This is a genomic window from Anaerotruncus sp. AF02-27 (genome assembly GCF_003465835.1).
Lineage (GTDB): Bacteria > Bacillota > Clostridia > Oscillospirales > Ruminococcaceae > Anaerotruncus > Anaerotruncus rubiinfantis.
Genome location: NZ_QSBX01000018.1, coordinates 1 through 20,414, shown reverse-complemented (window position 1 = coordinate 20,414; position 20,414 = coordinate 1). Strand labels below are relative to the sequence as shown.

20 protein-coding genes are annotated in these 20,414 nt (G+C 57.6%); 17 read left to right on the top strand and 3 right to left on the bottom strand.

Annotated elements, in window-relative coordinates:
• The first annotated feature begins 100 nt into the window (after window positions 1-100).
• From DWV16_RS13080 to rlmH, 3 genes are all read left to right on the top strand, one after another.
• On the top strand, window positions 101-1,384 hold the full coding sequence (locus DWV16_RS13080) for a UDP-N-acetylglucosamine 1-carboxyvinyltransferase (RefSeq protein ID WP_066459030.1): 1,284 nt from the start codon (window positions 101-103) through the stop codon (window positions 1,382-1,384).
• A gap of 63 nt (window positions 1,385-1,447) precedes the next feature.
• Window positions 1,448-2,242, top strand: coding sequence for an MBL fold metallo-hydrolase (locus DWV16_RS13075; RefSeq protein WP_066459031.1), 795 nt, complete (start codon window positions 1,448-1,450; stop codon window positions 2,240-2,242).
• Window positions 2,239-2,721, top strand: coding sequence for a 23S rRNA (pseudouridine(1915)-N(3))-methyltransferase RlmH (rlmH, locus tag DWV16_RS13070; RefSeq protein WP_066459032.1), 483 nt, complete (start codon window positions 2,239-2,241; stop codon window positions 2,719-2,721). Before DWV16_RS13075 ends, rlmH begins: the two co-directional genes overlap by 4 nt.
• Before the next feature lie 40 nt (window positions 2,722-2,761).
• Here the strand turns inward: rlmH and DWV16_RS13065 are convergent, their stop codons facing one another.
• The 3 genes from DWV16_RS13065 to DWV16_RS13055 form a co-directional block, all read right to left on the bottom strand.
• Window positions 2,762-3,058 (bottom strand): Dabb family protein, encoded by a 297-nt coding sequence (locus tag DWV16_RS13065; RefSeq protein WP_118479644.1) that lies wholly within the window; start codon window positions 3,056-3,058, stop codon window positions 2,762-2,764.
• 115 nt (window positions 3,059-3,173) lie between these two features.
• Entirely contained in the window at window positions 3,174-4,700 is a 1,527-nt protein-coding gene (locus DWV16_RS13060) for a YifB family Mg chelatase-like AAA ATPase (RefSeq protein WP_066459039.1), read from the bottom strand.
• Window positions 4,701-4,782: 82 nt separating this feature from the next.
• Window positions 4,783-5,352 (bottom strand): manganese efflux pump MntP family protein, encoded by a 570-nt coding sequence (locus DWV16_RS13055; RefSeq protein ID WP_066459041.1) that lies wholly within the window; start codon window positions 5,350-5,352, stop codon window positions 4,783-4,785.
• Between the two features lie 316 nt (window positions 5,353-5,668).
• Here DWV16_RS13055 and DWV16_RS13050 point away from each other — a divergent pair, with 316 nt between their 5' ends.
• The 14 genes from DWV16_RS13050 to DWV16_RS12985 all read left to right on the top strand — a co-directional run bounded on the left by DWV16_RS13050 (window position 5,669) and on the right by DWV16_RS12985 (window position 19,905).
• Window positions 5,669-7,378, top strand: a complete 1,710-nt coding sequence (locus tag DWV16_RS13050) for a phospho-sugar mutase (protein ID WP_118479642.1) — start codon at window positions 5,669-5,671, stop codon at window positions 7,376-7,378.
• Between the two features lie 132 nt (window positions 7,379-7,510).
• Window positions 7,511-7,714: a 50S ribosomal protein L31 gene (gene rpmE, locus DWV16_RS13045; protein WP_066459046.1), complete on the top strand. Its 204-nt coding sequence runs from the start codon at window positions 7,511-7,513 to the stop codon at window positions 7,712-7,714.
• Between the two features lie 83 nt (window positions 7,715-7,797).
• Entirely contained in the window at window positions 7,798-7,983 is a 186-nt protein-coding gene (locus DWV16_RS13040) for a hypothetical protein (protein ID WP_066459052.1), read from the top strand.
• A complete protein-coding gene (locus DWV16_RS13035; protein WP_066459054.1) occupies window positions 7,980-8,861 on the top strand; it encodes an RluA family pseudouridine synthase in 882 nt (293 codons plus the stop codon). Before DWV16_RS13040 ends, DWV16_RS13035 begins: the two co-directional genes overlap by 4 nt.
• A 129-nt stretch (window positions 8,862-8,990) precedes the next feature.
• Window positions 8,991-9,854 (top strand): transporter substrate-binding domain-containing protein, encoded by an 864-nt coding sequence (locus DWV16_RS13030; protein WP_066459056.1) that lies wholly within the window; start codon window positions 8,991-8,993, stop codon window positions 9,852-9,854.
• A gap of 153 nt (window positions 9,855-10,007) precedes the next feature.
• Window positions 10,008-10,691 (top strand): amino acid ABC transporter permease, encoded by a 684-nt coding sequence (locus DWV16_RS13025; protein ID WP_341423466.1) that lies wholly within the window; start codon window positions 10,008-10,010, stop codon window positions 10,689-10,691.
• Window positions 10,678-11,400: an amino acid ABC transporter ATP-binding protein gene (locus DWV16_RS13020; RefSeq protein WP_118479640.1), complete on the top strand. Its 723-nt coding sequence runs from the start codon at window positions 10,678-10,680 to the stop codon at window positions 11,398-11,400. Before DWV16_RS13025 ends, DWV16_RS13020 begins: the two co-directional genes overlap by 14 nt.
• Window positions 11,401-11,455: 55 nt before the next feature.
• Window positions 11,456-12,229: a TIGR00282 family metallophosphoesterase gene (locus DWV16_RS13015; protein WP_066459061.1), complete on the top strand. Its 774-nt coding sequence runs from the start codon at window positions 11,456-11,458 to the stop codon at window positions 12,227-12,229.
• Between the two features lie 144 nt (window positions 12,230-12,373).
• Window positions 12,374-13,906, top strand: a complete 1,533-nt coding sequence (locus DWV16_RS13010; RefSeq protein ID WP_066459064.1) for an ABC transporter substrate-binding protein — start codon at window positions 12,374-12,376, stop codon at window positions 13,904-13,906.
• A gap of 47 nt (window positions 13,907-13,953) precedes the next feature.
• On the top strand, window positions 13,954-14,310 hold the full coding sequence (locus tag DWV16_RS13005) for an Asp23/Gls24 family envelope stress response protein (RefSeq protein WP_066459065.1): 357 nt from the start codon (window positions 13,954-13,956) through the stop codon (window positions 14,308-14,310).
• Window positions 14,311-14,374: 64 nt separating this feature from the next.
• Window positions 14,375-16,033 carry a DAK2 domain-containing protein gene (locus DWV16_RS13000; RefSeq protein WP_118479638.1) on the top strand — a complete coding sequence of 553 codons (1,659 nt, stop codon included), beginning with the start codon at window positions 14,375-14,377 and terminating at the stop codon, window positions 16,031-16,033.
• 14 nt (window positions 16,034-16,047) lie between these two features.
• A complete protein-coding gene (locus DWV16_RS12995) occupies window positions 16,048-16,596 on the top strand; it encodes a biotin transporter BioY (RefSeq protein WP_118479636.1) in 549 nt (182 codons plus the stop codon).
• A 312-nt stretch (window positions 16,597-16,908) separates the two neighbouring features.
• Entirely contained in the window at window positions 16,909-19,551 is a 2,643-nt protein-coding gene (alaS, locus tag DWV16_RS12990; RefSeq protein ID WP_118479634.1) for an alanine--tRNA ligase, read from the top strand.
• A 15-nt stretch (window positions 19,552-19,566) separates the two neighbouring features.
• On the top strand, window positions 19,567-19,905 hold the full coding sequence (locus DWV16_RS12985; protein WP_066459071.1) for a histidine triad nucleotide-binding protein: 339 nt from the start codon (window positions 19,567-19,569) through the stop codon (window positions 19,903-19,905).
• The last annotated feature ends 509 nt before the right edge of the window (window positions 19,906-20,414 follow it).

The window sequence follows — 20,414 nt, the reverse complement described above, 5'->3', positions numbered from 1 at the left end:
AAAAAATCCAAGGCGGAATGCGGCGGTCGCGTTTTCTTTTTGCGTAGGGACATTTTACCCCAAAATATGCGGGAAAACCCGCTGCGGAGGTTTCATAGATTTGGAAAAATTTATTGTTGAGGGCGGCACCCGCCTTACGGGCGAAGTGACCATCAGCGGCGCGAAGAATGCCGCGGTTGCGATCATTCCGGCAACAGTTTTGGCACAGGGCAAATGTGTCATTGAGAATATTCCCAACATCTCGGACAGCGCGGTGCTGTTTAAAATCCTGCGTTCGATGGGGGCCGAAGTCCGGATGCTCGACCGCACCACTGTGGAAATTGACACCTCCTATATTGGGGAACCGGTCGTCCCGTATGAACTGGCGCGTTTTTTGCGCGCCTCCTATTACATGCTCGGCGCGCTGCTTGGCCGGTGTAACCGCGCAAGCGTATCGATGCCGGGCGGATGCAACTTCGGCGTTCGTCCGATCGACCAGCATATGAAGGGCTTCGAGGCGCTTGGCGCATCCATTTCGATTGACAGCGGCATGATCAATGCAAACGCGGACATGCTGCTCGGCGCGCACATTTATTTTGATATGGTTTCGGTGGGCGCGACCATCAACGTCATGCTCGCGTCGGTCAAGGCGAAAGGGATCACCATCCTGGAAAACTGCGCGAAGGAGCCGCACATCGTCGATCTTGCGAACTTTTTAAACTCAATGGGCGCGGACATCCGCGGCGCGGGCACCGATGTCATCAAGATCCACGGCGTGGATATTCTGCATGGGACAACCTATTCGATCATCCCGGATCAGATTGAAGCGGGCACCTATATGGTGGCCGCGGCCGCGACCGGCGGAGACGTGCTGGTCAAAAACGTCATTCCCAAGCATATGGAGGCAATCACCGATAAGCTGGAAAAAGCCGGCGCGACGGTGATCGAATATGACGATTCCATCCGGGTCATGCGTGACACGGAGCTTTCCAAGGTGAATGTAAAGACACTGCCGCATCCCGGTTTTCCCACTGACATGCAGCCGCAGATGACGGCGCTGCTCTCAATCGCGCATGGCACGTCGATTGTGACCGAAGGGGTTTGGGACAACCGTTTCCGCTATGTGGACGAGCTGCGCCGGATGGGTGCGCAAATCCAGGTGGACGGCAAAGTCGCTGTGATAGAAGGCGTCCCGCAGCTGACCGGCGCGCCGGTCAGGGCGGTTGACCTCAGGGCGGGCGCGGCGGTGCTGATCGCGGCAATGACCGCGCGCGGCACGACCGAAATCGAAGATATCGAGCACATTGAGCGCGGCTATGAGGATATCGTGGAGAAATTGACGGCGCTTGGTGCAAACGTCCGCAAGGTCATCATTCCTGAAGGCAATCTCAAAGCGGCCCTGTAAGCAATCGGCGGGAACCTTCCCGGTGTGGAAGGTTCCTGTTTTCATATGCCAAAGGAGGATATCATGGCAAGGTTTTGTACGCTTTTTTCCGGTTCGAGTGGGAACAGCACCTGGATTGGCACCTCGGATTCGGCGGTGCTGGTCGACGCGGGACGCTCCTGCAAGCAGCTGCTTGGCGCGATGGCGGCGCGCGGGATTGACCCGAAATCGATCGGAGCGGTGCTGGTAACCCATGAGCACACCGACCATGTGAGCGGCTTAAGAGTGCTCCTCAAAAAGTTACAGGTTCCTCTTTATGCCTCTGCGGAGGTGCTGGACCGGCTGCGCTGGGAAGGCGTGCTTTCGCAGGAGCAGAAGACGGTTGCTGTGAACGGCGGCGACCGGTTCCCGGTCGGATCATTTGCGGTGGATGCGTTCGATACCCCGCATGACAGCGTGCACAGCCTTGGCTACCGTTTTGAGGCGCCGGACGGCCGCCGGATGGCGGTCTCAACCGACCTCGGCTACATAAGCGACAGCGTTCGGGAAAAGCTGCTGGGCTGCGATCTGGTGCTGCTCGAATCGAATTACGACCGCAGTATGCTTTCGGTATCGGCCTACCCGTATTACCTGAAAAGGCGGATCGCGTCGAATATCGGGCACCTTTCGAATGAGGATTGCGCTGCGGAGCTGATCCCGCTGGTGCGCAACGGAAGCACCCGGTTCATTCTGGGGCATCTTTCGCAGAATAACAACATGCCCGAAATTGCCCGGCAGACCGCGATGGCGGCGTTCGCAGCGGCCGGGATGCGCGAGGGGATCGATTTTTCGCTGCAGGTTGCGCCCCGGAGCGAACCGTCGGAAATGGTGATTTTATGATTTCAGTCGATATCGTCGCGGTCGGAAAGCTCAAGGAAACCTGGATGCGGGAAGGGTGCGCCGAATATCTCAAACGTATGCGCCTGTGGGGCAGTGTCTCGATCACCGAGGTGGAGGAATTCCGCCTGCCGGACGATCCGTCCCCCGCACAGATTGCGGCCTGTATCGAAAAGGAAGGGGAGCGGATTCTTCAGAAACTGCCGAAGGGCGCGGCGCTTGTTGCCATGTGTATCGAAGGCAGACAGCTTTCCTCCGAGGGGCTCGCGCAATTTTTTGAAAAAACGGCGAACAGCGGGACAAGCACGGCCGCGTTCGTGATCGGGGGCTCCTATGGCCTCTCCGAAGCGGTGAAGCAGCGGGCTGCGCTGCGGCTCTCGATGTCCCCGATGACCTTTCCGCATCAGCTCGCGCGGGTGATGCTCTGCGAGCAGGTTTACCGGGCGTTTTCGATCAACGCGCACGCGAAATATCACAAATAAAAAAGCAGCCGCATGCGGCTGCTTTTTTTGCGCTGCGCGCTCAGATTTCGTAATCCGCGAGGTCGCGTTCGGTGATCACCTTGCGGATGAATTCCCGGGCTTTGAGATGTTCCGGGTGCTGTTCGTAAACGGCGAGCGCCTCCCGTGTGGCAAATTCGCTGTAGAGTGCGAGGTCGAACCCCTTGGGGTTAAAAGTACGGCTGACCTCCAGCTTTAGAAGGCCGTCGATTTTTCCAACGAGCGCTTCAAGCGATTCCTTGATGCGCGCCGCATTGTCGTCGCGGGAGCTGCCTTCAGCGACCTCCTCAAGTTTCCATAGGACGATATGTTTTACCATGCCGGTTCCCTCCATCCCTTTCTGTACCAACATCCTAACACAAAGAGTATGGCGGTGCAAGGTCCGCTTATGCCGATTTAACGGCTTTTCACGGAATCTTTACGCCGGACGGGATCTACCGGCCCCAGTATTTGCGGTCGAGGCTGCGGTATTGCACGGCCTCGGAAATGTGGATGGAATCGATGCATTCGCTTCCGGCAAGGTCGGCGATGGTGCGCGCCACCTTGAGAATGCGGTCATAAGCGCGTCCGGAAAGGCCGAGCTTTTGGAACACGCCGCTGAAGAGTTTTTCAGCGGCGGGCGTGAGCGGGCAAGCCTGCTGGAGCATGGCGGGCGGGATAGCGGCGTTGCAGTGGACGCTGGAGCCCGCGAAGCGCTTTTGCTGGACGGCACGGGCGTCCTGCACCCGCGCCTTGACTGCGGCGGAGGATTCCTCCTTGCCCGCTGCGGAGATCTGCTCATAATTGACCGGCAGTACCTCAACGTGCAGGTCAATCCGGTCAAGCAGCGGGCCGGAGACCTTGCCGAGGTAACCGGTGATTTTTGCTTCGGAACAGATACATTCCCTGGTGGGATGCCCAAAGTAACCGCATGGACAGGGATTCATCGCGGCGACCAGCATGAAGCGGCTGGGATATGAAAGCCGCGCGTTGACCCGCGAGATGGTGAGCGCGCCGTCCTCCAGCGGCTGGCGCAGCGCCTCCATCGCCTGACGGTTGAATTCCGGCAGCTCGTCCAAAAAGAGCACGCCATTATGCGCAAGCGAAATTTCACCCGGCCGTGGGACGCTGCCGCCGCCGCAGAGCCCTGCGGCGGAAACGGTGTGGTGCGGGGCGCGAAACGGCCGGACATTGATGAGCGGCGCGTTTGCGGGCAACTGCCCGCAGGCAGAATAGATCTTGGTGGTTTCAACCGCTTCTTCCCGGCTCATCTCCGGCAGGATCGAAGGCAGGCGTTTGGCAAGCATGCTCTTGCCGGTGCCGGGCGCGCCGATCAGCAGGACGTTGTGTCCGCCCGCAGCCGCGATTTCGAGCGCGCGTTTGGCGACCTGCTGGCCTTTGACATCGCAGAAATCAGGCAGCGGCGGTTGCGGGATCGCTTCAAAGGGGACGGCTTTGGCGGCTTCCAGCCCGCCGTCCCCGCGCAGAAAAGCGACCAGTTCCCCAACGCTGCGCACCGCGTAAACTGCGAGATCCTGGACTGCGCAAGCCTCGGCCGCGTTCTGCCAGGGGATAAAGACGCGCCGGACGCCCTGCTTTGCCGCGCCGAGCAGCATCGGCAGAACACCGTTTACACGGCGCAGCTCGCCGGACAGCGAAAGCTCTCCCAGAAATGCGTCCGACCGGCCCACAGGGGGAAGCGTGCCCTGTGCGCAGAGCAGGCCGATGAAGACCGGCAGATCGTAAAGCGAACCCGCCTTTTTCACATCGGCGGGAGCGAGATTCACGACGATGCGCCCATCGGGAAAAGGGAACCCGCAGTTTGAAAAGACCGAACGCACCCGTTCGCGGGATTCACGCACTGCTGCGTCGGGCAGCCCGACGATATCAAAGGCGGGCATCTGGCGGGCGACGTTCACCTCAACGGTGACGGAGAAAGGTTCGATCCCCATAAGCCCCAGGCTTTGGATGGTTGCAAGCATCGAGTGTCATCCTTTCAAACTGGTTGATACTCTTATCATACTACAGATTTTACCAAATGGAAATTGTCTTTTAGGGCCAGTCTCAGCCGAGCATGTGCTCAATGAAAATTTTGAGCCCGATCCCCACCAGGATGATTCCGCCAAAGATCTCCGCCCGGGTGCCAAGCAGCAGCCCAAACCGTTTGCCGAGCACCGCGCCGACGAGGCAGCAGGAGAAGGTGACCACCCCGATGAATCCGGCGGCCAGCAGGATGTTCACCTGCATGACCGCGAAACTGATGCCGACCGCGAGCGCGTCGATACTGGTGGCGACCGCCTGTAAAAGCAAGGTGCGCCCATCGAACGAGCGGGAGGGGTCGCAGGCTTCCGGGTTTCGCAGGTCCTGGATGCCGTCAAAGACCATCTTGCCGCCGATGAAACCGAGCAGGATGAGCGCGATCCAGTGGTCGAGCGAACTGATCGCGTCACTGAAAGTGCGCCCGGCAAAGAAGCCGGCGATCGGCATGAGCATTTGGAACAGCCCGAACGCGAACGAGGAGGCGACCGCCTGCCTGCGGTGGAAATTGCGGTAACACATTCCGTTTGAAATCGAGACGGCAAATGCGTCCATTGAAAGCCCGAGGGCCAGCAGAAACAGCGTGATGGTTCCCATGTTTTCATAACCCCTTTGTATTTACACAAAATAAAAGGCCCATAGACAGCCGAAGCCGTCCATGAGTCTTGTTCTTTCAGGCAGGCCAGGCCCAGTACGGGCCATTATGTTGACCAGCCACGCGGAAAACCGCGCAAACTACTCCCCCATGCGGAAAATGTTACCTCAGTATAACATGAAAGCACGTCAAATGCAAGCGGGAAATAAGCGCTGCGCGGCGGGAATCCCCGAAATTCGATTGACATTAAATGGGACAAACAGTATCATAGTATTTAATGAATCGCCATTCTGAATCTGAGTATGGAGGACAGAATTTATGAACCATATGGACTTATACAACCGCTGGCTTTCCCACCCGCTGGAGGACCCGGACCTGAAGCCCGACCTCGAGGCGATCAAAGGCAATGATGAGGAGATCTATGAACGCTTTTACCGCGATCTCGCGTTCGGTACGGCCGGCCTGCGCGGCGTGATCGGCGCGGGTACCAACCGCATGAATATCTATACCGTGCGCCGCGCGACCCAGGGGCTTGCGGAAATGCTCAAGGGACAAAATCCGGACCCGTCGGTTGCGGTGTCGTATGACAGCCGGATCAAATCCGGCCTGTTTGCCCGCGAAACGGCGCGAGTGCTCGCCGCGAACGGGGTCAAGGTCTGGCTCTATCCCGAGCTGATGCCGGTGCCGGCGCTTTCGTTTGCGACGCGGGAGCTTCATTGCGACGCGGGCGTCATGGTGACAGCTTCCCATAACCCGGCAAAATATAACGGTTATAAGGTCTATGGCAGCGACGGCTGCCAGCTCACCGAAAAACATGCCGACGCGGTGCTCGCCATCATCAACGGGCTGGACCTCTTTGACGATGTGAAGACCACCGATTTTGATGCCGCGCTGAAAAACGGCATGATCCGGTATATCGGTGCGGACGTGGTGGACAAATTCATCGCGGCGGTGCTGTCCCAGCAGGTGAATCCCGGCGTCTGTGCGAAAGCAGGATTAAAGCTTGTCTATTCGCCGCTCAACGGTTCGGGCAACAAGCCGGTGCGCCGGGTGCTTTCCGAAATCGGCGCGGCGGATGTGACCGTCGTTCCGGAGCAGGAGCATCCGGACGGCAACTTTCCAACCTGCCCATTCCCGAACCCGGAGATCAAGGAGGCGCTCGCCAAAGGGCTGGAGCTCTCCCAAAAATGCGGCGCGGACCTGCTGCTTGCCACCGATCCGGACTGCGACCGCGTGGGCATCGCGGTGAAGGACGGCGTGGATTACCGGCTGCTGACGGGAAATCAGGTCGGCGCGCTGCTCTTCGATTATATCTGCCAGAACCGGACGGCGGGCGGCACCATGCCGGAGAACCCGATCGCGGTGACGACGATCGTTTCCACCAAGCTCACGAATGCGATTGGAAAAGCATACGGCGTGAAGGTCATCAATGTGCTGACCGGCTTCAAATATATCGGCGAACAGATTGCGATTGTCGAGGCCGAAGGACATCCGGAGCGGTTCATCTTTGGTTTTGAGGAGAGTTACGGCTATTTAGCGGGCACCCATGTGCGCGACAAGGACGCGGTGGTTGGTTCGATGCTGATCGTCGAGATGGCCTCGTGGTATAAGCAGAAGGGGATGTCGCTTGTCGACGCGCTTGACGCGCTGTATGAGAAGTACGGGCTCTATTGTGAGAGCGTCGCGAACTTCCAGTTCGAGGGTGCGCAGGGCATGAAGATCATGGACGGCATGATGAAAAAGCTGCGCGCGGACAAGGTGAGCAAGATCGCAGGGCGTCCGGTTGTGGATACGATCGACTATCTCGAATCGACCGAAACGACCGCCGAAGGCGTGCGGCCGGTGGAACTGCCGAAATCGAACGTGCTGGAATACCTGCTTGACAACGGCTGTACCGCGATCGTGCGCCCGTCCGGCACCGAACCGAAGATCAAGCTGTACCTGTCGGTGGTGGGGAAAGATATGGCGGAGATCGACGCGCGGGCCAGGGAAATTGGCGATGACGTGAAGAAACTCCTGGGTGTCTGATCCTTCAGTTTAAAAAAAATGGACAAATTTATGGATTTTTGAAAAAACACTTGCTTTTTGGGATAGCTTGTGCTAAAATTCAAATGTTACATTTATGGTATCTAGAGCCGATACCAGAAAGAGGTGAAACGAATGAAAGAGGGAATCCATCCGAAGTATGTGGACACCACCATCACCTGCGCGTGCGGTGAGGTCATCCATACTCGTTCGACAAAAGAGAACATCCACGTTGAAATTTGTTCCAAGTGCCATCCTTTCTTCACCGGCCGTCAGAAGCTGGTTGATACTGGTGGCCGTGTTGACCGCTTCAAAAAGCGTTTTGGCATGGACAAGTAAGTTCTTTTTGCTGAAAGGGCGCAGCCGTAAGCTTTTTACGGCTGCGTTTTTGCATATTGTCACATTGGAAAGGAAGTCGTCATATGGAAAAGAAATACCGTTTCTGGATGGGTCTGGCCTGCTTTATGACCGGCATTGTTCTGGGGTTTCTGCTTTCGCCGGTGAAAAACGGCGTCTCGATCGGAAACAACAGCTGCAATGAATATGGAAAGCTCTCCGGCGGGGAAGAGGAGCCTGCCGAAGAGGACGAGGATGCGATCGCGTTTTGAGGCGGATCGATTACACTATCCCGCCGGAATATGACGGACGCAAAGTGCTGCACTTTTTGCGCGGGAGCGCTGGCTGCTCCTATTCGTTGGTGCGGTCACTCAAAACTTTTGAGGACGGTATCCTTTTAAATGGCGTACGCACCCGCACAATCGACCGGGTGAAGGAGGGGGACCGCCTGACGATCACCCTGCACGAGAACCCAAAGGAAGCCCAACTTTTTGATTCGCCGGTCCCGGTTCTTTACGAGGACGACGATCTCATCGTTTTCGACAAGCCTGCCAAAATGGCCTGCCATCCTGCAAAATCGATGCAGCAGGGGACGCTGGCGAACGTATTCGCGGCGCACTGCGCCCGCATTGGCGCGGCGGCGCCCTGCCGGATTCTGAACCGGATGGACAAAGACACGACCGGTGCGGTGGTCATTGCGAAGAACGCTTTTGCGGCAGCCGCGTTGACCGGAAAAATCGACAAGACCTATCTCGCGGTCATCCCGGGCGTGATCTCGCCGCCGTCCGGTGTGGTCGACGCGCCGATCGGCCAACCCGACCGCACCGACCCGCGCCGCGCTGTCTTGCCGGACGGGAAGCCTGCCCGAACCGGTTACGAAACGGTTTTTGCGGGGGAATGGTTCAGCATTCTGCGGTGTACCCTCTATACCGGCCGTACCCACCAGATCCGGGTGCATATGGCACATTTGGGGCATCCGCTTTTGGGCGACACGCTCTATGAAGGAGACCTTTCCGAAATCGGGCGGCAGGCGCTGCACTGCGCGGCGGTTTCGTTTACACATCCGGTGACCGGAAAAGCGGTGCGGGTGGAGTCACCGCTTCCGAAAGATATGCAAAAGTTCGAGGGCCAGCCGGTGGAAAGCTGTTGAATATGTATAAAAAACCTCGATGATGAATATTTTTTCGTTTTTTTCCTTGCAAAGCGCAAAAATGAATGTATAATGATGAAGTAATATACATTACGCGTGACACCGTCACACATTATGGAGGAAAATAAAATGAAAAAAATTCTTGCAATTGTGCTTGCAATGGTTATGGTATTCTCATTTGCCGCCTGTGGCGGCAACAGCAGCACCCCGTCCTCTTCGGCCACTCCGGCATCTTCCGCGGCCGGTGATTCGTCCGCTCCCGCTGCGTCCACCCCTGCTGAAGGCGGCATCCAGAGCGTTGACGATCTCACGGGCAAGACCATCGGCGTCCAGCTCGGCACCACAGGCGACATCTATGCCGAGGATATTGAGGGCGCGACCATCGAACGTTACAACAAAGGCTTCGAGGCTGTCCAGGCGCTCCAGCAGGGCAAGATCGACGCGGTTATGATCGACGACCAGGTCGCGAAGGCGTTCGCCGAGCAGACCGACGGCATCAAAGTGCTTGAGGAGCCGTTCACTGTCGAGGAATATGCGATCTGCATCTCGAAGGACAAACCGGAATTGACCGAGAGCTTCAATAAGGCGATCGCCGAGCTCAAAGAGGACGGTACCCTGCAGAAGATCCTCGACTACTATATCGGCCAGGTTGACGGCGCCGAGCCCTACACCTCCCCGGAAGGCATCACCTATGACGGTCAGCTGGTCATGGCGACCAACGCGGAATTCCCGCCGTATGAATACCACGAAAGCGGTGCTGACGGCGACAAGATCGTTGGTGTTGACGCGGACTTTGCCCGTGCCATCTGCGACAAGCTCGGCAAGGAGCTGGTCATCGAAGATATGGCGTTTGATTCGATCATCACCGCTGTCCAGGGCGGCAAAGCTGATTTCGGCGCTGCCGGCATGACCGTCACCGAAGACCGCCTGAAGAACATCGACTTCACCGACAGTTACTGCACCGCTTCCCAGGTGGTCATTGTCAAAGAATAATCCCCAAACGGGTGCCGGGATAGGGGTTCTGTTAGCGGAACCCCTATTTCCCTATATCCGGCCTGTCTGCCGGGTGCGCGGCTGAATCGAATTTTGGAAAGGGTGTTATATTTGGCGGAGCTGCAGCTTAAGCTTGTGAATTGGCTTGCCATGATGCAGGAGAAGTTCATTGACAACTTTATCACCGACGACCGCTGGCGGTATATCACCGACGGCCTTGCCGTCACCCTGAAGGTCACCTTCTTTGCCGTGCTGCTCGGCGTTGTGCTCGGGTTCCTCCTCGCGATGATCCGCACGACCAACCAGAAAACCGGAAAGCTCAAATTTCTGAACCTGCTGGCCAAGCTTTACCTGACCGTCATCCGCGGCACACCGGTCGTGGTGCAGCTGCTTATTATCTATTTCGTCATCTTCGGTTCGGTCAAGATCGACAAGGTGCTGGTCGCGATCATCGCATTCGGCATCAACTCGGGCGCTTATGTGGCTGAGATCTTCCGCAGCGGCATCATGTCGGTTCCCGCGGGGCAGTTCGAGGCTGGGCGCAGCCTGGGCTTTAACTATAGCAAGACCATGTGGCTGATCATCATGCCGCAGGCGTTCAAGAACATCCTGCCGGCGCTCGGCAACGAGTTTATTGTCCTTTTGAAGGAGACTTCGGTCGCGGGCTATATCGCCCTGCAGGACTTGACCAAGGGCGGCGACATCATTCGCAGCCGCACCTACGAAGCGTTTATGCCGCTCATTGCGGTGGCGCTCATCTACCTGACGCTGGTGCTGGTGCTTTCCAACCTGGTGTCACGGCTTGAAAGGAGGCTGGCGCAGAGTGATCGAGGTTAAGAATCTGGAAAAAAGCTTTGGGGAAAACCATGTGCTCTGCGGCATCAACAAGCACATCAAAAAGGGCGAGAAGGTGGTCGTCATCGGGCCGTCCGGCTCGGGCAAATCGACCTTTCTGCGCTGCCTCAACCTGCTTGAAACGCCGACCGGCGGAGAAATCTGGTTCGAGGGCAAAAAGATCAACGACCCAAAGGCCGACATCAATAAGCTGCGGCAGAAGATGGGGATGGTTTTCCAGCAGTTCAATCTGTTTCCGCATCTGACCGTGCGCCGCAACATCACGCTCGCACCGGTTAAGCTTGGGCTCATGAGCCAGGCGGAAGCGGATAAACGCGCCGAGGAACTGCTTGCGCGCATCGGCCTTTCCGACAAGGCGGAAAGCTACCCGGCGCAGCTCTCAGGCGGGCAGCAGCAGCGGATCGCAATCGTGCGGGCGCTTGCAATGAACCCGGACGTGATGCTCTTCGACGAGCCGACCTCGGCGCTCGACCCGGAGATGGTCGGCGAGGTGCTCGAACTGATGAAGCAGCTCGCGCGGGAAGGGATGACAATGGTCGTGGTGACCCACGAAATGGGCTTTGCGCGCGAGGTCGCGACCCGGGTGATGTTCATTGACGAAGGGCAGATCATGGAGCAGAACACCCCGCGGGAATTCTTCGAAAACCCGCGGCATCCGAGGCTTAGGGATTTCCTGTCGAAAGTCTTATAATTGAATTCCCGGGGTGCACGCAGGTGCGCCCTTTTCGGGTTCTTTGGAGGAATATATGAACATACTGTTTTTTGGCGACGTTGTAGGGCAGGCGGGCTGTGACAAACTGCGCAAAGAGCTTCCCCGGCTCAAAAAGGAACATGGGGCGGGCATCGTGATTGCAAATGGCGAAAATTCCGCCGAGGGCAATGGGATCACGCCGCATAGCGCGCAGCACCTGTTTGACAGCGGCGTGGACGTCATCACAACCGGCAACCACAGCCTGCGCCGCCGTGAGATTTACGAGCTGCTCGACGAGAGAAAAGGCGTCATCCGGCCGGCCAACTACCATGCGGCGGCGCCTGGCAGCGGGATTTTCTTTTACGACAGCCCCGCTTTCCCGCTCTGTGTATTGAATCTCCAGGGCAGGGTTTACATGGACACTTACGGCAGCCCATTCTCCTGCGCGGACGCGCTTCTTGAAAAGGCGGACTGCCCGAATATCATCGTGGATTTCCACGCGGAAGCCACCGCCGAAAAGCTTGCGCTCGCGCACTACCTCGACGGACGGGTCTCGGCCGTGATCGGTACCCACACCCATGTGCAGACCGCCGACGAACGGCTGCTGCCGAACGGGACCGCCTATATCACCGACGCGGGCATGTGCGGAGGGCGCAACTCGATTCTCGGCGTAGTGAAGGAAAAAGCGATCGAGAAGCTGCGCACCGGCCTGCCGACCCGCTTTTCGAACGATCCGGAGGCCATCGAACTGCACGGCGTGCTGCTCACCTTTTCCGGCAGGGACGGGAAGGTTACGGAGATCAAACGGATCGCGGTAAAAGCGGAATAAAATGAAATGGGAAGGGCCGCGTAAAAGCGGCCCTTTTTGCGTTTGTTTACAAATGTCACATTGAAATAAAGTGCAAAACAGGATATAATATTAAAATATATACGATACCGATTTAGATGAAACCCTATTGACTGGGAGAACAGGATGAAACAAAAGCTTTGCATAGTTGCGCTTGCGCTGTCGGTGCTGTTGGCCGGATGTTCCGGCATGGAGGTCACCGATCAACAGTTCGGCCTGCCGAACCAGCCGGCGGAAAACGAGCCGGTGCAGGAAAAACCCGTGCCGGAGCCTGTGAGCACAGTGAACCTTGCCTACAGCGTGAACGATACGCTCAATCCATATACCATGACCACCAAGCTCAACCGGGAACTGGTTCCGCTTTTATATGACAGTCTGACCCGGCCGGATAAGAGCTTTCAGCCGGAATACCAGCTTGCGACTGAGATCATCATGCAGGAGAAGGCCTGCACCGTCAAATTTCGGCGCAACGCACAGTTTTCCGACGGTACGCTGCTCACCGGGGAGGATATTACCTATTCGATCCAGACGGCGCTTACAACCGACACCAACTGGAGAACAATGCTCCAAAACATCGCAAACTATACGGTCAACACGGACGGAGATGTTGTGATCCAGCTCTATCAGGAGGATGCGAACTTCCCGGCGCTGCTCACCTTCCCGATCATCAAGAAGGGTACCGCCGGCGCGGACTACCCAACCGGCGTCAGTAAATTTTACGTTTCGGGAACCTGGGGCAACACCGGTGTGGTGCTCACGGCGAACCCCATCTATTACGGCGACACCGGCAGCATCGAGACGGTCATGCTGGCGAACGCTTCCGATCCGGACGCGCTGGCCTTCAACCTGAAGTCCGGCGATATCGACCTTGTCTATTCTGATCTGTCGAGTCCGGAGCTTGCCAACATGTCTGCGTCCAGCGTGCCGGTTTCGCTCTGCAACCTGGTTTATCTGGGCATCAACGGCAGCTACGGATGGCTTGCGCGGGCGGAGTTCCGGCAGGCGATCAGCCTTGCTGTCAACCGGGACGAGATTGTCTCAAAGGCGTACGTTTCCCGCGCGCGCGCGACCCGGTATCCGTTTCATCCTGAATTTTACCGGATGAACGCGATGGAGCTCTCGACGCCGCGCAGTCTGACCCAAGCGGACGCGCTGCTGGACGGAATCGGGCTTTCCAGCCGGGATGACAACCGGATGCGGCTCGTAAACGGGCGGCCGCTCACCCTGCGGCTTTTGGTCAACAGTGAAAACGCCTACCGCAACGCGGCTGCGACGCTGGTCACCGAACAGCTCGCGCAGATCGGCATCAAGGTGGAGGTGGTTTCACAGGCATTTTCCCAGTATCAGCAGACATTGCAGAACGGGGACTACGACCTCTATCTGGGAGAGACGCGGCTCATGTACAACATGGACATCGCGCCGCTGCTGGCGGGCGGGGCGCTCGGATATTTTACGGCCTACAGCGAGGAGCTTTCCGACAGCTACCGCGCCTACCGCGCGACCGGAGCGGGGATCGAATCGTTCTGCGAGCTGTTTCTCGCCCAGTCGCCGTTTGTGCCGCTGGTGTTTCGGCAGGGGTCGGTTTCCCATAATCGGGAATTCCGGGCGGAAATAGTTGCAACCGAGCAGGATATTTTCTATAATATAGTGGAATGGTAATATTTGCGAATCGGCGAAAGCACGAAAGATAGAAGGAGGACGAGATCGTGATCAGTATCGAGAACCAATACGGCACCATTGAGATATCTCAGGAGTATTTTTCCAACCTTGTGGGTAAGGCCGTGTCCGAATGCTTCGGCGTAGCGGGCATGGTGAGCTCCCCGGCGCAAGGGCTGCGCGCGGCGATCGCGGGCAAGGATACCCCGGATAAAGGCGTGCGGGTGCGCGCGGCCGGGGATGGGCTTGTGATCGACCTGCACATTGTGGTCACCTATGGGATGAACATCTCGGTGATTGTCAAAAGCATTGTGAACAAGGTTCGTTACACAGTGGAGCAGGCGACCAATCTGGATGTCGCGAAAGTGAATGTCTTTGTCGACTCGATGAAGACGGAAAACGCATAAACTGCCTGTGCGCTTCAAACAATTCTGATGCAGTCATAACTGTGAATATGGGGGTCAAACAATCGTGATTACAGGAGAAATGCTCCGGGATGCGTTTATCTCGGGCGCAAACAACATTACCAACCACCGCCAGCAGGTGGACGCGCTCAACGTATTCCCTGTCCCGGATGGAGATACGGGGACCAATATGTCGATGTCCGCGTCGGCTGCGAAACGGGAACTGACAAGGGTGCCGGACGGCGCGCCGGTTTCCCAGGTGGCGGATACTTGTGCAGGGGCGCTTCTGCGCGGCGCGCGCGGCAACTCCGGTGTTATCCTGTCGCTTCTGTTCCGGGGATTTTCCCGCGGGCTCAAAAACCAGGAGCAGGCGGACGCGGAGCATCTGGTGCAGGCGCTTGAGAAGGGCGTGGATTCTGCTTACAAAGCGGTCATGAAGCCGACCGAGGGCACCATCCTGACGGTGGCGCGGCTGGCTTCGGTCGCGGCACGCGAGGCGCTCACCCCGGAAATCTCCACCGCCCAAATGTGGGATGTAATCCTCACGGCTGGCAGGGAAGCATTGGCCAAGACCCCCGAAATGCTTCCAGTGCTGAAAAAAGCCGGCGTCGTGGACGCGGGCGGGCAGGGGCTGATTGTGATCTTTGAAGGTATGGCATCGGTCTTTTCCGGCGGCGGAATCCTCCCGCTCGCCGAGGAGAAAAAGGAAGAATACGATTCCATTCGCCCGGACCGCAACGCGGCAGGTGAATACGAAGGGGAAATCACCTTCACTTACTGTACCGAATTCATTATCCTCAAGCCCGAGAAGGACGCTGATCCGCAGCAGCTGCGCGGTTACTTGGAAACGATTGGCGACTGTGTGGTGGTTGTCGACGATGACGAGATCATCAAGACCCATGTGCACACCGATAATCCCGGCAACGCGCTACAGAAGGCGCTGGAATTTGGCCAGCTCACCAACATCAAGATCGAAAACATGCGCGAGCAGTTTGAAAAGCAGAAGGCGAGCATCGTCGAACCGGTGTCCGATCAGGGTTTTGCATATGCGGCGGTCGACCCTTCGCGGGAGTATGGCTTTGTGGCGGTCGCGGCGGGCGACGGCGTGAAGCAGCTGTTCCTCGACCTGGGTGTGGACAATGTCGTGTCCGGCGGCCAGACGATGAACCCCTCGACCGACGATATCCTTTCGGCGGTGCACGCGACTCCGGCAAAGACAGTGTTTGTGCTGCCCAACAATAAAAACATCATCATGGCGGCAGAGCAATCGGTCAAGCTGGCCGACCGCAACGTGGTGGTTTTGCAGACCCGGACCATTCCGCAGGGACTCTCAGCGATGCTGGCCTTCGACCATGAGGCCGACACCACCGAGAACCAGCTTGCCATGCAGAAAGCATACGAACGGGTCGGAACCGGACAGGTCACTTTCGCGGCGCGCGACAGCGATTTTGATGGGCATAAGATCAAGGAAGGCGAGCTGCTCGCTTTGGAAAACGGCAAGCTTTCCTTCACCGAGCATGACCTGACCAAAGCGGTGCTGCGGCTGGTCAAAGGGCTTGTACGCAAGGACTCGAGCTTTGTGACGATCCTTTACGGCGCTGACATCTCGGAAGAGCTGGCGCAGACGGTCTACGAAGCGGTTTCCGCCAAGATGCCGGAGGATGTGGAGGTTGCGCTGATTAACGGCGGCCAGCCGGTTTATTATTTCATCATCTCGGTTGAGTGACAGAAAGGAACAGCATGCAAAAAAATTTGCTGCGCCGGCTGGCGCTGATTGTGGCGTTCGCGCTGCTGACCGCCGCAGGCGCACAGGCCTTCCGGCGGATTGGAGCGTCCCCGATCCCGGTGTCGCTCGGTCTGCTGGCGGTATTTTTCACCGGCGCGGCGCTTCCAAAAAAGGATGCGCTCTTCTCGCAGGTGCTGTACCTGCTTTTAGTGATTGCGGGCCTGCCGTTTTACAGCGGCCTTTTGGGCGGGATGCAGGTAGTCACCGCGATGACGGGCGGCTTTGTGATCGCCTATCCGCTGGTCGCGGTGATCGTTTCGCTTTCGGTGGAACGGTTCGGCCGGGGCTTTTGGCAGTACCTTTTTGCAATGGCCGGATCGCTGCTGGCTTATTTTGCACTCGGGTTTGGGCAGCTGCTGGCGGTGAGTGGAATGGGCATTCCCGCAGCGTTTTCGATGGCGGTTAAACCCTTTTTGCTGCCGGATCTTTGTATTGCGCTTGCGGGCGCGGCAATCTGCTGGATTGTCCGGAAGGCTGCTTTGAAGATGGGAAAATCCCATTGACAAGCGGGCGGATCGCGTATATACTATCAACGTATGGCCAAGACGGGGAGAACCGTCGGTATTTCCCATGAAACAGAGAGGCGGGACGCAGGCTGGAAGCCCGCCGGGAAAACGATGGAGGCCGCCCCCGAGCCTTCCGGCGAGGAGCCGGACGCGGTGTGAGCGTTAATCCTGTCGAGTGGCGCGGAGAAGGAATTCCCGCGCAATTTGGGTGGTACCACGGAAAACCGTCAAGACGCGCTTTTCGTCCCAATTCTGGGGCGAGAAGCGTTTTTTTGTCACTGTATCAAAAGCAAGGAGAGAGATAGACAAATGGAATGGACCGGACTCAACGAACTGCGTGAACAATTTTACCGTTTTTTTGAAGGAAAGGGGCATCTGCGCCTGCCGAGCTTCCCGCTCATGCCGCACGATGACGCGAGCCTGCTGCTGATCAACTCGGGTATGGCGCCGATGAAAAAATGGTTCCTTGGCGTGGAAACCCCGCCCAATAAACGGGTGGTGACCTGCCAGAAGTGCATCCGCACTCCGGACATCGAGAACGTCGGCAAGACCGCGCGCCACGGCACCTATTTCGAGATGCTCGGCAACTTCTCATTCGGCGACTACTTCAAGCATGAGGCTTGTGCCTGGGCCTGGGAATTCAGCACCAAAACGCTTGGCCTGCCGGTTGACCGGCTGTGGGTTTCGGTCTATGAGGACGACGACGAAGCGATCGAGATCTGGACCAAGGAGATCGGCGTCGATCCCAAACGGATTGTACGGCTTGGCAAGGAGGACAACTTCTGGGAGATCGGTTCCGGTCCCTGCGGCCCCTGCTCCGAAATCTATTTTGACCGCGGTGAAGAGTACGGCTGCGGCAAACCGGACTGTGCGCCTGGCTGTGACTGCGACCGGTATATGGAGTATTGGAATCTCGTTTTCTCTCAGTTTAATGGAGATGGAGAGGGTCACTATGAACGCATGGCCCACCCGAATATCGATACCGGCATGGGGCTTGAAAGACTCGCCTGCATTATGCAGGGGGTGGACAACCTCTTCGAGGTGGACACCGTTCAGAATATTATGAAACATATCATGCGAATTGCCGGGGTGGAGTATCACAAGGATGCAAAGACCGACGTTTCGCTTCGGGTCATCACCGACCATATCCGCTCGACGACCTTTATGGTTTCGGACGGCATCCTTCCGCAGAACGAAGGCCGCGGCTATGTCCTGCGCAGGCTTCTGCGCCGCGCCGCGCGCCATGGACGGTTGCTCGGCATCACCGAGCCGTTCCTCTATAAGGTCTGTGAAACAGTCATCCAGGAGAACGCGGACGCTTATCCGAATCTTGTGGAGAACAGGGACTACATCATCAAGGTCATCAAGATCGAGGAGGAGCGCTTTGCCCGCACCATCGACCAGGGACTTGGACTTTTGAATTCAATTATCGACAAGGTTGAAGCCGAGGAGATGGGGCAGAAGGTCATGGCTGGCGCGGATGCGTTCAAGCTCTATGACACCTATGGTTTCCCGGTCGATCTGATCCGGGAAATCCTTGACGAGCGCAAGATCGCGCTTGACGAGGACGAATTCAACGCTCAAATGAACGCGCAGAAGCAGCGCGCCCGCGAGGCGCGCGCCGCGATGGGCGACCTTGGCTGGGAAGAGGACGTGCTTGCCGACCTGACCGGCAAGGAGCAGTTTGTCGGCTACGGCCAGACCGAAGCCGAGGCGAAGGTCATCGCGCTGGTGAAGGATAATCAGCGGGTTGACCGGCTGGAGGACGGCGATCTCGGCTCGGTGGTGCTCGACATCACCCCATTCTATGCGGAAAGCGGCGGCCAGGCGGGCGACAGTGGATTTATCAGCGTAGGCGGCAACGCCTTTAACGTCTACGACTGCAAAAAGTCGAAGGGCGGCCATATTGTCCATGTGGGCGAGATGAGCGTCGGAACCCTTTCGGTGGGCGACACGGTCAAGGCGGTCATCAATATCGACCGCCGCCGTGACATCATGCGCAATCACACCGCCTGCCATCTGCTGCAGGCCGCGCTGCGCAGCGTGTTGGGCGACCATGTGCATCAGGCGGGCGCCTTCTATGACGACAATGTCTGCCGGTTCGACTTCAGCCATTTCAGCGCCGTAAAACCGGAAGAGCTTCGCAAGGTCGAGGAGATTGTCAATGGAATGATCCTCTCTGCGATGGATGTCAAGGTGCAGGAAATGCCGCTGGAAGAGGCCAAGAAGCTCGGCGCGATGGCACTGTTCGGTGAGAAATACGGAGACATCGTCCGCGTCTGCGATATCGAGGGAAAATCGACCGAATTCTGCGGCGGCACACATCTGGACAACACTGCCAAAGTCGGCCTTTTCAAGATTGTGAAGGAATCCTCGGTCGCAGCCGGTGTGCGCCGCATCGAAGCGGTAACCGGCAAAAATGTGCTCAAATTTATCGACGAGCAGGCCGCGCTGATGGATCAGACTGCTGCGGCGCTTAAGGTTGGGAGCCATTCCGAGCTGCCGGTGAAGGCAGCGGCTGTCACCGCCGAGATCAAGGAACTGCAGAAGGAACTTGACAGCGTCAATGCGAAGATTGCGGAAGCGCAGTCGATGGGTATGTTTGAAAAGGCACAGGAGGTCGGCGGGCTGCGGATTGCGAACGCCCAGCTGACCGGCGCCAAAATCGAAGCCCTGCGCGCGATCGGGGACCGCGCCAAGGACATGAAGCCGGATATGGTCTGCGTGCTGACCACTGTCAACGACGGTAAGGCGACCATTTTGGTGGTTTGCGGCAAGGATGCGGTTGAAAAAGGCGCGCACGCCGGAAAGATCGTCAAGGAATTCGCGTCGCTTTGCGGCGGCAGCGGCGGCGGCCGTCCGGATTCCGCGATGGGCGGCACGACGGAGATCTTTAAAGTGGACGAAGCGATGGCGCAGCTGCCCGCCATCGTGCAGAAGATGATCAGATAAAAAGGAGGTTCACAGATGGACTGCCTGTTTTGCAAAATCATTGCCGGAGAAATTCCGAGCAAGAAGATCTATGAGGATGATTTGTGCTACGCTTTCCACGATATCGACCCAAAGGCGCCGGTACATTTCCTTGTGATTCCAAAGGAACACATCTCCGGCGCGAACAAAATTGACGACGCAAACTGCGCCGTTGTGGGCCACATCTTTGCGGTGATTGCAAAGATTGCGGATCAGCTCGGCTGCAATGGAGATTTTCGCGTGGTGAATAACTGCGGGCCGCAAGCGGGCCAGACGGTGGATCACCTGCACTTCCATGTGCTTTCCGGCCGCGATATGACCTGGCCTCCGGGCTGATTTGCTTCCCGCAAGGGGCTACTTTCTTGCTTGCCCAAGAAAGTAGCCAAAGAAGGGCACGCGGGGACACCCCGCGGCCCCGTGCGCGCGATTTTGTTGCCGCTTTGCGGCAAAGATCGCGCGCAATCTGCTTAGACAAAACGTTGTGCGCCGCGTTTGGCAGCCTGCTCGCCTGACGGCGAAGCGCGCATACGCGCGACGGCTGCTCACGGGGGCTTTCCGCCCCCGTGTCCCCCGGCAAAGAGTCGTCTGCGACGACCCGCCGCCTTTGGTGGCGGATTCGGGATAAGGAACGCGGGACATATTTTTGCGCCCGGCGCGAAAATGCGCTGCGCGCAAAGCGGACAAACGGATTTAAAATGCGCGGCCCTGCGGGCCGCGCATTTTTCATATCGTCCGTTCTTATTGTGAACCAAAACGCTGGCTTCAACCCTGAACTTGCCCTTTCCAGCGCGGGGAGCGCAAAACGCCGGTTTCAGCTCTGCGCCTGACCTTTCCTGCGCGGGGAG